Genomic DNA, 12,839 nt, shown 5'->3' on the forward strand with positions numbered 1-12,839 from the left:
ACCAGCGACGATTTCGCCGGAAACCGACTCATCGGTTCTGGATGATGCCGAGGCCCGGCTTGCGCCGGGCCTCGTCGCTTGGCGGGAGGGGGAGGACGAGAATAGGCTTCTGCTCCTATTCTCCGCCGCCAAGCGAATGGATGTAGACCGCCAGTTCCTTGACCTTGGTCTCGCCGAGGCGCGCGCCCCAGGCCGGCATCACGCCCTGTTTCGGCGCGGTGACCTGGGCGGCGATGGCCGCTTCGCCTGACCCGTAGAGCCAGATGGCGTCGGTCAGATCTGGAGCGCCGAGTTCCTTGTTGCCTTTTGCATTGTCGCCGTGACAGGCCACGCAATTTTCGGCGAAGACCTTGGCGCCGGGCGCGACCAACGATTGATCGCCGACAGTGCCGGACAGGCTGGCAACGTAGGTGCTGACCTGTTTGATCTGATCGGCGGTGATGATGTCGCCAAAGGCCGGCATTTCCGACAGGCGCGTAGCCGGGTCGGAGGCGAAGCGGATGCCATGAGCGATCGTCTGCTGGATCTGGTCCACCTCGCCGCCCCACAGCCAGTCGTCGTCATTTAGGTTCGGAAAGCCCTTGGACCCCTGGGCGCCGGAACCGTGGCACTGCACGCAATTGACCTTGAACGCGGCGGCGCCGGCAGCGACGGCGAATTCGCGCAGCGTGTCATCCGCAGCAATCTCCGAAACACTTTTCGACTCTATTGCGGCGACATATTTGCCCTTTGCCGCTTCGGCCGCGGACAACTCGTTCTTGACTTCGTTGCGGCTGGAATAGCCAAGTACGCCCTTTGTCGCGGAGTGCAACAGCGGCCATGCCGGGTAGGCAATTGTGTAACCGATCGCCCAGACTATGGTCATGTAGAAGGTGATGACCCACCAGCGCGGGAGCGGGTTGTTGAGCTCGCGAATGCCGTCCCACTCATGACCGGTCGTCGAGATGCCGGAAACCTCGTCAATGTGATCGCTGCTCATGATCAGTCCTCCTTCAGAGGAATTTGAGCTGCTTCGCCGGCTTGCCTGCGGCTGCCGGGGCGAAGTGCAAAGGCAACGGATCCGATGAAGAAAAGAGCCATGGCAAGCAGGCCCCAGCTGTCGGCAAACTCCCGCATGAAATTGTACGTCATCGCCATTGTCCTCAGCGGTAGCCCGCGGTCTCATCGTAGTTCTTGAAATCGACAAGCGTGCCGAGCATCTGGAGATAAGAAACCAGGGCGTCCATTTCGGTGACTTGCTGCGGATCACCGTCGAAATCGCCTATCCTGGCCTTGGGGTAGCGGGCCTCGAGGCCGGACGTGTCAGCGTTGGGATCGGCCTGCGCCATCAGATCGGCATTGGCGTTAGCGATCATGTCATCGGTGTAAGGGACACCGACGCGCCTGTTGGCAACCAGATGCGTCGAGAAATCCTTCACCGCGATCGGCGTATCCTTCAGAAAGCCATAGCTCGGCATGATGGATTCCGGCACCACGGAGCGAGGGTCCGTGAGGTGCTCGACATGCCAAAGATTTGAGTAGCGATCGCCAACCCGAGCGAGGTCCGGTCCGGTGCGCTTCGATCCCCACTGGAAGGGATGATCATACATCGACTCGGCCGCCAGGCTGTAATGCCCATAGCGCTCGACCTCGTCACGGAACGGGCGGATCATCTGGCTATGGCATAGATAGCATCCCTCACGCACATAGATGTTGCGCCCGACGAGTTCGAGCGGCGAGTAGGGCCGCATGCCTTCGACCTTCTCGATCGTGTTGTCGAGATAGAAGAGCGGCGCGATCTCGACGATGCCGCCGATTGTCACGACCAGCAGCGACCCGAGGAGAAGAAGTGTAGCGTTCTTCTCGATGACCGCGTGTCTGTTCATCAACCTCATTTTCTGTCTCATCATCGCGCAAGCTGGAGGGCGGGAACGGAGCCGGGCATCGGATCCTCCTCGCGCCGGTAGCCAAGGATGGTCATGGCGATGTTCCAGGCCATGATCAGGGCGCCGGACAGGTACATGGCTCCGCCGATGGCGCGCATGATGTAGTAGGGGTGCATGGCGGCCACGGTTTCGGCGAAGGAGTAGACCAGGAAGCCCTGCTCGTCGTATTCGCGCCACATCAGGCCCTGCATGATGCCGGACACCCACATGACCGACGCGTAGACAACGATGCCAAGCGTCGCCAGCCAGAAGTGCCAGGTAACGAGGCGCAGCGAGTAGAGCCGTTCACGGTTCCACAGCTTCGGCACCATGTAATAAAGCGCGCCGAACGAGATCATGCCGACCCAGCCGAGTGCGCCCGAATGGACGTGTCCGATGGTCCAGTCGGTATAGTGCGACAGCGAGTTGACCGTCTTGATCGACATCATCGGGCCCTCGAAGGTGGACATGCCGTAGAAGGCGATGGCCATCACCATCATGCGGACGATCGGATCGGTGCGGAGCTTGTCCCAGGCGCCCGACAGCGTCATCAGGCCATTGATCATGCCGCCCCATGACGGCATCCACAGCATGATCGAGAACACCATGCCGAGCGTCTGCGCCCAATCGGGCAAGGCGGTGTAGTGCAAATGATGGGGTCCAGCCCAGATGTAGAGAAAGATGATTGCCCAGAAATGGACGATCGACAGCCGGTAGGAATAGACCGGCCGGTTCGCCTGCTTGGGTACGAAATAATACATCATGCCGAGAAAGCCGGCGGTCAGAAAGAAGCCCACGGCGTTGTGGCCATACCACCATTGCGTCAGAGCGTCCTGGACCCCGGAGAAAGCCGAATAGCTCTTCGAGCCCAGGAAGGAGGCGGGCATGGAGAGGTTGTTGACCACATGCAGCATCGCGATGGTGACGATGAAGGACAGGTAGAACCAGTTAGCGACGTAGATGTGGGGTTCCTTGCGCTTCAGGATCGTGCCGAGGAACAGGATGAGATAGGCGACCCAGACAATGGTCAGCCAGATGTCCACATACCATTCGGGCTCGGCGTATTCGCGGCTCTCGGTGATGCCGAGCAGGTAGCCAGTCGCTGCCATGACGATGAAGAGCTGGTAGCCCCAGAACACGAACCAGCCGAGATCGCCGCCGAACAGCCGGGCGCGGCAGGTGCGTTGCACGACATAGAGAGACGTGCAAAGCAGCGCGTTGCCGCCGAAGGCGAAGACGACTCCCGACGTATGCAGTGGCCGCAAACGGCCAAAGTTGAACCAGGGCTGGATGTTGAGATCGGGATAGGCAAGCTGCAGCGCGATGACCACGCCGACAAGCATGCCGATGACACCCCAGAACATGGTGGCGATGGCGCCATAGCGGATTGGCCCGTCCATGTAAGCGGACGGGTCGATCGGCGCGGCAGGCTTGAACTCAGTGTTGCGCAACAGGATCGCAGTGAAGCCAGCCAAGGCGAAGAACAAGACCCACATATGCTGGCGAAAGGGTTCATCCATCCCAGCGCCAGCGGCCACCAAAGCCGCGAATGCGAACAGGCTTAGAAGCACGATTTCTTTGCCGAATTTCATCGCAAGCCCCGATTTCCAATTCCGGCGGATGCCAAACCGCGGTGCCTTATTGCGCAGCCGTCGCCTGCTCGCCCTGATCCATGTCAGAGCCGCACCATTTTGCTTCGAGCAGCATCGAGTTCGGTGCGATCAGACCGTGTCGAATGTGGAAGTGCAGCAGCGGCCGCCGGTTTATGGACAGGCCCGGCGTCCCCAGTTGGGGCCCGGGTATGGAGGCGATCGCGGGCGTGTGGGGAAGCGCACCTTCTGTGACGCTGGTAAGCAGGCCGATGCCTTACCGAACGTCGATCGTTTCAATGCCTTGGAACAGCCAGCGCCAGCGTTGCGCTGCCTTCGTTACATTTATGGTTTGGACGCGATTTTCGCCTGCGTATGAGGCATATTGACTTCGGCCAAGTGTGGATGCTTCGCCGACGAGCCGAAACGCAACTGGCGCATACGATCGGATGGAGAACGGGCTGTCGCTGCGCGATGTCTTCTGAGCCCAACGCGAGCATGCCCTGCCCCGAATGAAGTAAGTGGCGTGGGCCATGCAGCTTCGTGTCATTCAAACGGCTGTTGCGCCTTGGCCGCCGCAGCGCCGTTCCAGCCGGCTCATGCTGTCCACAGTGACGCGGCGGTTGTTCTCGATCCGAATCACGCCGTCCATTCTCAGGCTGGTCAGCTGACGGCTCACGGTCTCGTTTGTGATTCCAAGGAAATCAGAGATGTCGGCACGCGTCATCGGCAGCTCGAAGCACGCCGACCTAGCCGCCGGGTCAACATTGGAGTCGATGTTCCGGGCAATCATGAGGAGAAAGCTCGCCACCTTCTCTGGTGCGGTCTTGCGCCCCAGAGTCACCATCCATTCGCGGGCCCCGTCAAGTTCGTTCAGCGCCTGCTTGAGCAGGCGATGCACAAATTCGGGTGACTGCTTCATCATCCGTTCGATGGCCGCTCTCGGAAACGAGCACAGCGAGACAGCTGTTGCCGCTTCCGCATTGATCGCACTTTTCATCTTGAAGGGCCGTCCCAGAAAATCCGGCGCGAACTGGAGACCGACGATCTGCTGGCGGCCGTCCGAAAGGCTCTTCGTGAGCTTCACCACGCCTGAAAGCACGTTTGAATAACAGTCCACCGCCTCGGCGTCGCCGATCAGTTCGACCCCCGGCTCGATATTGTGCCGCGACGACGTCTTGGCGAGCTGAGCCAAATCGTCTGGCTCGAGCGCGCCACAGACACCGCGGCGCCGTGCCTCGCAAGGCAGGCAAAGAACGGGAATGCCGGAACTGTGAATATCCTGCCGTAATGTCATTCGATCGCTCTACCGGTCCAGTGCGGGCAGGATAGCAATCCACGGTAGAAAAATCCTTGCGGCAGTTTGTCCGTGCCGAAGGTTGATCGAAATCAGGGCTTAGGCTCATCCAAGCATCCACAGTTCGGGCGACGCAAACACGGTGGCACGACATGCGACAAAAGCTAGCTGCCAGATTTGGCGAGAACGTCCCGCGCTATACCAGTTATCCGACTGCGCCCCATTTCCATGCGGGCGTCGATGCCGTCGTTTACCGAGGCTGGTTGGAGGCGCTCGAAGGTGGTGACGAGATATCGCTTTACCTGCATATTCCCTATTGCGACAGGCTCTGCTGGTTCTGCGCGTGCCATACCAAACAGACCCGCCACTACGAGCCGGTGGCCGCTTATCTGCGCTCGCTGTATGCGGAGATCGCCACGGTTGGCGGCCTTGTTACCGGCAAGGGCCGAGTTCGCGCGGTTCATTTCGGCGGCGGTTCCCCGACGATGCTGGAACCTGAGGATATTGTGGCGCTGGGAAGCGTCCTGCGCAACAGCTTCGCCTTTCTTCCCGGCGCCAAGATCAGCGTTGAAATCGAACCCAATGATATGGACGATGCCCGCCTCGATGCGCTTGCCGAAATCGGCACGACCCGTGCGAGCCTCGGCGTCCAGGACTTCGATCCGAAGGTTCAGAAGGCAATCAACCGCGAGCAGAGCTTTTTGCAGACCAAAGCGGTAGTCGACGGTGTTCGTTCGCGCGGCGTCGAATCGGTCAATCTAGACCTGCTCTACGGCTTGCCGCACCAGACGAGGGAGAGCGTCTCCTCCACCGTCGCGCAGGCGCTGACCTTGGAACCCGACAGGATAGTGCTTTTTGGCTACGCCCATGTGCCGTGGTTCAAGAAACATCAGACCATGATAGACGAGGCATGGCTGCCCGGTCCCGCGGAGAGATTTGCTCAATTGCAACTGGCGGCGCGGGCGATCGTGGACCAGGGGTACGAAGCAATCGGCCTCGACCATTTCGCCAAACCCGGCGATGCCCTGGCCCTTGCCGCCCGCGCCGGAACACTGCACCGGAACTTTCAGGGTTACACCGACGATTGCTGCGAAACCTTGATTGGGCTAGGCCCATCGTCCATCAGCCAGTTTCGGCAGGGCTATGCGCAGAACATGCCTTCGACCAGCGAATATCGATGCACGGTTGATGACGGCGGGCTGGCCGCTGTTCGGGGTATCGCACTTTCCAACGACGACCGCGTTCGCGGCTGGATCATCGAACGTTTGATGTGCGACTTCGCCTTCTCGGCCATCGATCTGGTGGAACGCTTCGGCGAGGCCGGCCAGAGGCTCCTCCTTCAGTCAAGTTCCATGGCCCTCCACGATCCGGTTCGATTGCTTGAACTTGATGGCGACAGATTCGTTGTGCCGGCTGAAAGTCGCCCTTTCGTCCGAAGCATCGCGGCCAGGTTCGACAAATATTTCGAAACTGGAACGGCCAGGCACTCGGCGGCAGTCTGAGCACCGCAGAGGAACGGTCATGGCTCTCACTCGATCGTGAACCGATTGCGATCGTTTTCCACTGTTGACCGGCGACCGTCGGCCGAGACGGTTCGAAGCGGACCAGACGCGTCTTGGCATGGCGACGATGTCGCCCGCTCATGCCCTGCCTGTGAGATCATGGTTGTCGGCGACAGCTCCCTTCGACCTTGCAAGGAGAATGCAAGGTGCCGTGCAAGCGGCTGACAACACTTGGGCCGGTGGCAGAAGTCCGCAAGCACCCCGGCAGCGCGGTCAACGTTGAACCACCCGTTCACCCGAATATGCCGGTGCAGTTCCGGTGGAAAGGGCTTAGGCCTAGACGGCTCTCTTGTTACCCCAGAGCATAACGTGCAGCTGCGGTAGCACGCGGGCTTCGAACCATTTGTCGCGGGTCACGCTGTCAACCAGCCACTCCATGCGCTTCAATATTCCGTCAAGGTCGACGGGCGCGTCATCATTTGCCGGGTGTGGCGGCGTGTGATTGCCGGGTTGCAGATAGATCGGAAGTTGCGGAAATTGCGCAGCGGCGTCTTTCGCGTAGGCGTAGTCCCTTTCGTCGAAAACAATGAGCTTGAGCACGATTTGGGGCTTGCCTTGTGCCGCCTGGAGGCACGCCTCGACAGCGGCCCAATCTGTCGTCATTTGGCTTGACGGCGGCTTTGGGCTGAGGATCAGCACGTCAAGGTGCGCAAACCAGTCCCTGGCAAGCGAACCTTGGGTTTCCAGCGCAAAACGGTAACCGTCACCATGGCCTCGGTCGATGAGCGCGCCGAGCGGCTGGATGGCCGGATTGCCGCCTGACAGTGACACCATAAGCGGGCGGCCACCGGAAAGCGCAAGCACATTTTTCCACACCGCGCCGACGGACATCATCTCCCATTCATGGCGGAATTGATTGTCCACAGCATGCAGGCTGTCGCACCAGGAACAGCGAAAGTCACACCCGCCGGTTCTGACGAAGATCGTCGGCAAACCTATGAGCACGCCCTCGCCCTGGATCGTCGGCCCGAAAATCTCGCTAACGCGGATTGCGGGATGCGTATTGGTCATGGCCGGTATTCCGCCCAGGTTTTCGGCGTTTCGCTCACCCGCACGGCCGCGGTTTCGCTCAGGCGTGCCTTGCACCAGTCGTAGAAATGTCTGGCCAGATATTCCGCCGTGACTTGCTCGTGTCCCAGCACGTCGTTGAGATGTCGGTGGTCGAAGCTCTCGTCTATGTAGCGTTTGAATGGCGCCAAATCGTGGTAGTCGCGCACGAAGCCGTGATCGTCCAGTCCATCCGCTGAAAGCTCCACTTCGACGATGTAGTTATGTCCGTGCAGGCGCGCGCATTGGTGATCGGGTGGCAATGAGGTGAGCTGATGCGAGGCTGAGAAGTGGAATTCCTTGGTGATGCGGAACATTACGCGGTGGTCCTTCGCAGCGCTCCGAGCCAGAAGTCGGAGTCCTCGTACTCGGTTGGGTCCGGGTGCCCAGCGATGTGGAACGCCTCACGCCGCTCGACGCAGGTCCCGCACCTCCCGCAATGACGCTCGGCGCCCTTGTAACAGGACCAGGTCTGCGCAAAGGGCGTGCCGTATGTGGCTCCATCCCTAACAATGTCCGCCTTCGTCAGGTTCACATAGGGTGCATAAAGGCGAATCTGCGCGTAGCCGTCGAGCGCGTGGTCCTGCATCATCTGGAAAGCATCGATGAAGGCCGGACGGCAATCGGGATAGACAATATGATCCCCACCATGCACGGCCGTCGCCACCGCGTCAGCGTCTTGCGCTGCGGCGAGGCCGAAGGCAATGGCCAACATGATGGCGTTCCGGTTGGGCACCACCGTTACCTTCATCGTATCTTCGGCATAGTGCCCATCGGGCACGTCCACATTGTCGGTCAGCGCGGAGCCGGAAAGGCCGCCGCCGATCTCGTGGATTTCGATGATTCGCTGCGGGACGCCCAGGCGCTCCGCGCAAAGGGTGGCGAAGCCCAATTCCTTCCTATGCCGTTGGCCGTAATCGAACGATAGCAGGCCGGTAAGCTGGTGCTCCGCTGCCACCTTGTGAGCAAGAGTAACGGAATCCAATCCGCCGGAGCAGACGACGAGAGTCTTCATCGTTGGGTCCTTGTTTTAACCGGGTAGGCTGCGACCGGAGATTTCTCTGCGCTCCAGTACTTCAGGAAAACCATTTTGTGAAGTGAACGGAGACCAGTTTCGTGCGCTTGCGTGCGGTGCGCAAAACGCCCTCGCGGTGAGCTGCAAGGACACGGACTGATGAGACGTCACGCTTCAGCGGAATGCTCAAGCGGCCGCTGCTCGCGGACAAAGTTCTCGACGAGCAGAGCCTGGCGGTTCCGAGCGCCGAGGGACGCCACTGCAACGGTTGCAGGGTACAAGGAGCCCGGATGGCTTGCCGCAAAGATGACCGGCAAACCCTGAATAATCGGTGATGAGCCGACATCTGTGAACAAGCGGTGTGGTCGATTGCAATCACCCATGTCTTGCGCACAGGTACCTTATGTCAGTGGATGAACTGAACTTGATGGTTTTACAGATGGCAGTCGAAAGCGTCCGCTCGCTCTCGTTGAGCTTCGCTGAAAAAGCCGCCGAGATAGCCACCAGGAGCCGCGGCATCCTGCTTTTCGACGTGCGGATCGACGGTGACGCGCAGGTCCAGCGGGTCGCAGCCATCCGATATCACGGCGGCCAATTCGGCGTGCTGGCGTTGGATGTACACGGCCTAGTTACCCACTATTGCATCGTTAACGGTATGTTCTCACATTACATTGCGTCCTTGGAGAGCTGGCACAGGATGCCCCTGTCGATGCAGGCCAAGATGGATGCCAACGGCAATGCCCGTCTCTTCGTAGCCGCGTTGCGGGATGCCGGACATATGCTGGGCACCTAGCATTGGGCGAGAATGCATCTGTGAATTTTGCATGTGCGTCACTGCGATGGCGCCGGCATGATCGTCATGCTCCAAAACGGCTGCGGCCCCCCGCGAAGCGGTCGCCGCGATGATGGTGATCAACGGCGTTGCATCGATGCGAGCGTTTAGACAGAGGTCTCCTCCTGGCATCGAGCGCATGCAAGGAGCTACGCAAGCGCAACTGCATCAAGTTTTTTGAAGGGACGACCTCATGCATGGAGCTTGCGCTGCATACGGGCGGCGCGAGCCGCGTTGCCATCCAGCAGAGAGGGTGCTTGCGGTACTCTCAATGACCCGAGATCGCAAATGGACGTGGGTAAGCACCAGAACTGGCAACACCCATGGTGGTCCGCTGGACTCGCTGGAGGAAGCACAAGGTGTCGGCGGGCAGAGCGCAGCGAGTGCCTACCTCGATCTTTCTAGAAGCGCGCCGGCAGCCTGGGCGGGGGGGCTTGGGGTTAGACTGCCGGCGCACGCCACTCACGAAGAGCGGCCCCTTTTCGTGGTTCGAACACCCATAGTCAACCCGGAAACGTCAGGATGCCGCCATGTTATTTTCAGAGCGGCGCGATGCCGGCCATGTTGGCCGATTCAGCCTAGGAGTAGCCACTCTCGTAGGCCGAGTTGATGCTCAAGCGCCAGCATCGCCTCGCCGAACCACCAAGAGTTCGCCGTTACAATCCTTCGTCGCGAGCCGATGCCCTCATGCACGTTTCGTAGCACTCCGGGCGGCTACATCGCCTTGTTGTTCGCGAGCCCATGTGAAGGGTTCCTGCATCGGAAAGTTGACGAGATTCTCTTGGCGGTACTGCGCCAGAGGCATCCCAACGGAATCAGCGTCTACAATCAGCCGCAAGCTTCACATCACAAGAGCGGTAGTCCACCCATTGCGGATCATCCGACTGATCAGGCGGCGTCCGAAATGTGCGACTCTGCCTCAAGGATTCCCACAGGTATGGAAAGCGATCTCGCTATCCGATCCCGATATCCCTTGTTGTACCTCAGACCTCGCTCGATGTTTTGAATTTCCTCAGCGGCAAGCCCGCTCGCGACCGTCAGGTCCTCGATCGAATACCCAAGGTGCTCACGATAAGCGCGGACGATGTGGGTCCCCTGCGACATAGCCGTCAAGACTGGTTCGGGAATGCGCGAATCGTTCATAAACATCTCCAAGAACATGGGAGCTCCCTCGGGAGATACCCCCCCGGCGGCGCAGACCAAGCAAATCAAAAAATGGACGTCCATTCAGCCGGACCGGCCTCATCCATGGAATGGGCCGCCTGAATTAGGAGCTGGGTCGGAATATGGCGGCTCACCTCCTTCTAATCAAGAAAGCCAACGGCGAGAATTATTCGCGAAGGATCGCAGGTCGGATGCGCTACAGCCGATCAGGCCATCTCAGGAGGGGGCCCTGGAACTCTGAACACCAACTCGAACTCCCGGTACGGACACTGCTTCCTTCGGCCAATCTCCACCGGCGGGGGAGCGAAAGACCCACTCTTGAAAGCCCCCGGCTGCGTGCTGACGTCGGCTCTAGGAAGCTCGATCGCCCTGTGCCCCGATCGACCGGCCGAAAAAAGGGATTCCAAATTCCAGCAAACACTGGTCATCTGGTTTTCATCCGGATCCAGACAAAGGGTAGCTTTCCATCGAGAGCTTCGCCATCTGTACAGGTTCACAATCATTCGACCGTGACCGATTTTGCGAGATTGCGCGGCTGGTCTACATCTGTCCCCATGAAGAGCGCCGTGTGGTAGGCAAGAAGCTGTATCGGCAGCGAGAAGATCATTGGCGCGATAATCTCGTCGACTACCGGCAGCACGAGCGTGTGCATGGTGTCGAGTTTCGATGCGGCTGCCCCATTTTTATCGGTGATGAGGATAATCCGCCCTCCACGGGCAGCCACTTCCTGCATGTTGGAGACGGTCTTGTCGAAAAAGCGGTCATGGGGCGCGATGACGATCACCGGCATGTTCTCGTCTATCAATGCGATTGGCCCGTGCTTCAATTCACCCGCTGCATAGCCTTCGGCATGGATGTAGGAAATCTCCTTGAGCTTCAGCGCTCCTTCCATCGCTAGCGGGAAACTGGTGCCACGGCCGAGATACAGGACGTCACGACACTTTGACAGTTCGCGCGACAAGAACTCGATCTCCGGCTGGATGCTGTTGAGTACCTGGCCCAAGACGCGCGGCAATTCGGCGAGGCTCCTGACGAGTGCCTGCAGCTCGCCTTCGGGGACGGTCCGGCGGGCTCTGGCGGCGCTGATGGCGAGTGCGGCTAGAACGGCAAGCTGGCAGGTAAAAGCCTTGGTAGAGGCGACGCCGATCTCCGGTCCGGCAAGGATCGGGAAGACCGTATCGGCCTCCCGAGCGATGGTCGATTCGCAGGCATTGACGATAGCGCCAATTTTCAGCCCACGCTCCTTGCAGTACCTCAACGATGCAAGCGTATCGGCGGTTTCGCCGGACTGCGAAATGAAAAGAGCCGCGGACTGCGGCGGCAAAGGGATCTCGCGGTAACGGAATTCAGACGCAACGTCGATTTCAACCGTCAGGCGCGCATAGCGCTCGAACCAGTATTTTCCGATCAGTCCGGCGAGATAGGCGGTCCCGCAGGCAGAGATCGCCAAGCTCGGAACCTTGGCGAAATCGATGCCAGGAACCATGTCGCGACCCTCTATGATTTTGATGTAATGACGAAGAGCATGGGCGATGACCTCGGGCTGCTCGTAAATTTCCTTCTCCATGAAGTGGCGATGGCTGCCCTTGTTGGCCAGATCGGCCGCGGCCGTGGAGATATGGCGCGGACGCTCGACGGGATGGCCGTCGATATCGAAGATATGGGCGCCCAAATTGCCGATAATGGCCCAGTCGCCGTCCATGAGATAGGTAATTTCATTGGTGAAGGGCGCAAGAGCGATCGCGTCGGAGCCCAGGAACATCTCGCCGTCGCCGTGACCGATCGCCAGCGGTGGTCCGTTGCGCGCCGCCGTGATGGTCGACGGTTCATCTTCGAAGAGGATGGCAAGCGCATAGGCGCCCCTGACGCGTTTCAGCATGGCACGTGTGGCCTCTTGCGGCCTCATGCCCTCGCGGCGGTATCTTGCCAAGAGATGCCCAACGACCTCGGTGTCGGTGTCGGTCTGGAACTCGGCGCCATCCGCCGCCAATTCGCCCTTCAGCTCGGTGAAATTCTCGATGATGCCGTTATGGACGACGGCGACACCGTCGGTAAAGTGCGGGTGCGCATTGCGTTCCGTCGAGGCCCCGTGGGTTGCCCAACGCGTGTGGCCGATGCCGACTTTGCCGCTCAGCGGCTCTTCCTTCAGTCGCCTCTCGAGATTGACGAGCTTGCCCTCGGCGCGCCGGCGGTGCAAGGCACCGTCGATGATCGTCGCAACGCCGGCGGAATCATAGCCGCGATATTCCAAACCCTTCAACGCGCCGATCAACCGATCCGACACCGGCTGTTGCCCAACGATGCCAACAATCCCGCACATGTTCGTCTCCGCATTTTTGCGGGCAGCATCAGCCCACGCGAGACGGATACCCATCCGGCCGCTTTAAGTGGCGGCCTTGTAGTAGTATTCCATGATATTGGTACAATTG

General features: G+C 59.7%; 12 protein-coding genes. 2 read left to right on the top strand and 10 right to left on the bottom strand.

The window, feature by feature from the left end:
* Nucleotides 1-115: 115 nt before the first annotated feature.
* The 5 genes from ccoP to NKG99_RS10595 form a co-directional block, all read right to left on the bottom strand.
* Complete coding sequence (gene ccoP / locus NKG99_RS10575; protein ID WP_023809313.1) at nucleotides 116-979, bottom strand: cytochrome-c oxidase, cbb3-type subunit III; 864 nt, start codon at nucleotides 977-979, stop codon at nucleotides 116-118.
* Between the two features lie 2 nt (nucleotides 980-981).
* A complete protein-coding gene (locus NKG99_RS10580) occupies nucleotides 982-1,131 on the bottom strand; it encodes a CcoQ/FixQ family Cbb3-type cytochrome c oxidase assembly chaperone (protein WP_023766610.1) in 150 nt (49 codons plus the stop codon).
* 11 nt (nucleotides 1,132-1,142) lie between these two features.
* Nucleotides 1,143-1,874: a cytochrome-c oxidase, cbb3-type subunit II gene (gene ccoO, locus NKG99_RS10585; protein ID WP_352809714.1), complete on the bottom strand. Its 732-nt coding sequence runs from the start codon at nucleotides 1,872-1,874 to the stop codon at nucleotides 1,143-1,145.
* A gap of 11 nt (nucleotides 1,875-1,885) precedes the next feature.
* Complete coding sequence (ccoN, locus tag NKG99_RS10590) at nucleotides 1,886-3,496, bottom strand: cytochrome-c oxidase, cbb3-type subunit I (RefSeq protein ID WP_352867030.1); 1,611 nt, start codon at nucleotides 3,494-3,496, stop codon at nucleotides 1,886-1,888.
* A gap of 547 nt (nucleotides 3,497-4,043) precedes the next feature.
* Nucleotides 4,044-4,790 carry a Crp/Fnr family transcriptional regulator gene (locus NKG99_RS10595; protein ID WP_352631725.1) on the bottom strand — a complete coding sequence of 249 codons (747 nt, stop codon included), beginning with the start codon at nucleotides 4,788-4,790 and terminating at the stop codon, nucleotides 4,044-4,046.
* 152 nt (nucleotides 4,791-4,942) lie between these two features.
* Here NKG99_RS10595 and hemN point away from each other — a divergent pair, with 152 nt between their 5' ends.
* On the top strand, nucleotides 4,943-6,292 hold the full coding sequence (gene hemN, locus NKG99_RS10600) for an oxygen-independent coproporphyrinogen III oxidase (RefSeq protein ID WP_352441141.1): 1,350 nt from the start codon (nucleotides 4,943-4,945) through the stop codon (nucleotides 6,290-6,292).
* Nucleotides 6,293-6,628: 336 nt separating this feature from the next.
* Here hemN and queE read toward each other — a convergent pair whose 3' ends face one another.
* From queE to queC, 3 genes are read right to left on the bottom strand one after another with little or no spacing between them, the layout of a single operon-like run.
* Nucleotides 6,629-7,363, bottom strand: a complete 735-nt coding sequence (gene queE, locus NKG99_RS10605; protein ID WP_023735817.1) for a 7-carboxy-7-deazaguanine synthase QueE — start codon at nucleotides 7,361-7,363, stop codon at nucleotides 6,629-6,631.
* Nucleotides 7,360-7,716: a 6-carboxytetrahydropterin synthase QueD gene (gene queD, locus NKG99_RS10610; RefSeq protein ID WP_023673552.1), complete on the bottom strand. Its 357-nt coding sequence runs from the start codon at nucleotides 7,714-7,716 to the stop codon at nucleotides 7,360-7,362. The genes queE and queD overlap by 4 nt, the downstream gene beginning before the upstream one ends.
* On the bottom strand, nucleotides 7,716-8,414 hold the full coding sequence (gene queC, locus NKG99_RS10615; protein ID WP_352867034.1) for a 7-cyano-7-deazaguanine synthase QueC: 699 nt from the start codon (nucleotides 8,412-8,414) through the stop codon (nucleotides 7,716-7,718). Before queC ends, queD begins: the two co-directional genes overlap by 1 nt.
* Nucleotides 8,415-8,817: 403 nt before the next feature.
* On the opposite strand from queC, the gene NKG99_RS10620 reads away from it, so the two are divergent.
* Nucleotides 8,818-9,207 carry a hypothetical protein gene (locus NKG99_RS10620; protein WP_023735820.1) on the top strand — a complete coding sequence of 130 codons (390 nt, stop codon included), beginning with the start codon at nucleotides 8,818-8,820 and terminating at the stop codon, nucleotides 9,205-9,207.
* Nucleotides 9,208-10,134: 927 nt separating this feature from the next.
* Here the strand turns inward: NKG99_RS10620 and NKG99_RS10625 are convergent.
* Both NKG99_RS10625 and glmS read right to left on the bottom strand, forming a co-directional pair.
* The gene (locus tag NKG99_RS10625; protein WP_023735822.1) at nucleotides 10,135-10,389 is read right to left on the bottom strand and encodes a helix-turn-helix domain-containing protein; all 255 of its coding nucleotides are present in this window, start codon (nucleotides 10,387-10,389) and stop codon (nucleotides 10,135-10,137) included.
* Between the two features lie 520 nt (nucleotides 10,390-10,909).
* A complete protein-coding gene (gene glmS, locus NKG99_RS10630) occupies nucleotides 10,910-12,730 on the bottom strand; it encodes a glutamine--fructose-6-phosphate transaminase (isomerizing) (protein ID WP_352867037.1) in 1,821 nt (606 codons plus the stop codon).
* Nucleotides 12,731-12,839: the final 109 nt, after the last annotated feature.

Origin of the sequence: Mesorhizobium sp. M1409, from assembly GCF_040317535.1 — a bacterium.
Taxonomy (GTDB): domain Bacteria; phylum Pseudomonadota; class Alphaproteobacteria; order Rhizobiales; family Rhizobiaceae; genus Mesorhizobium.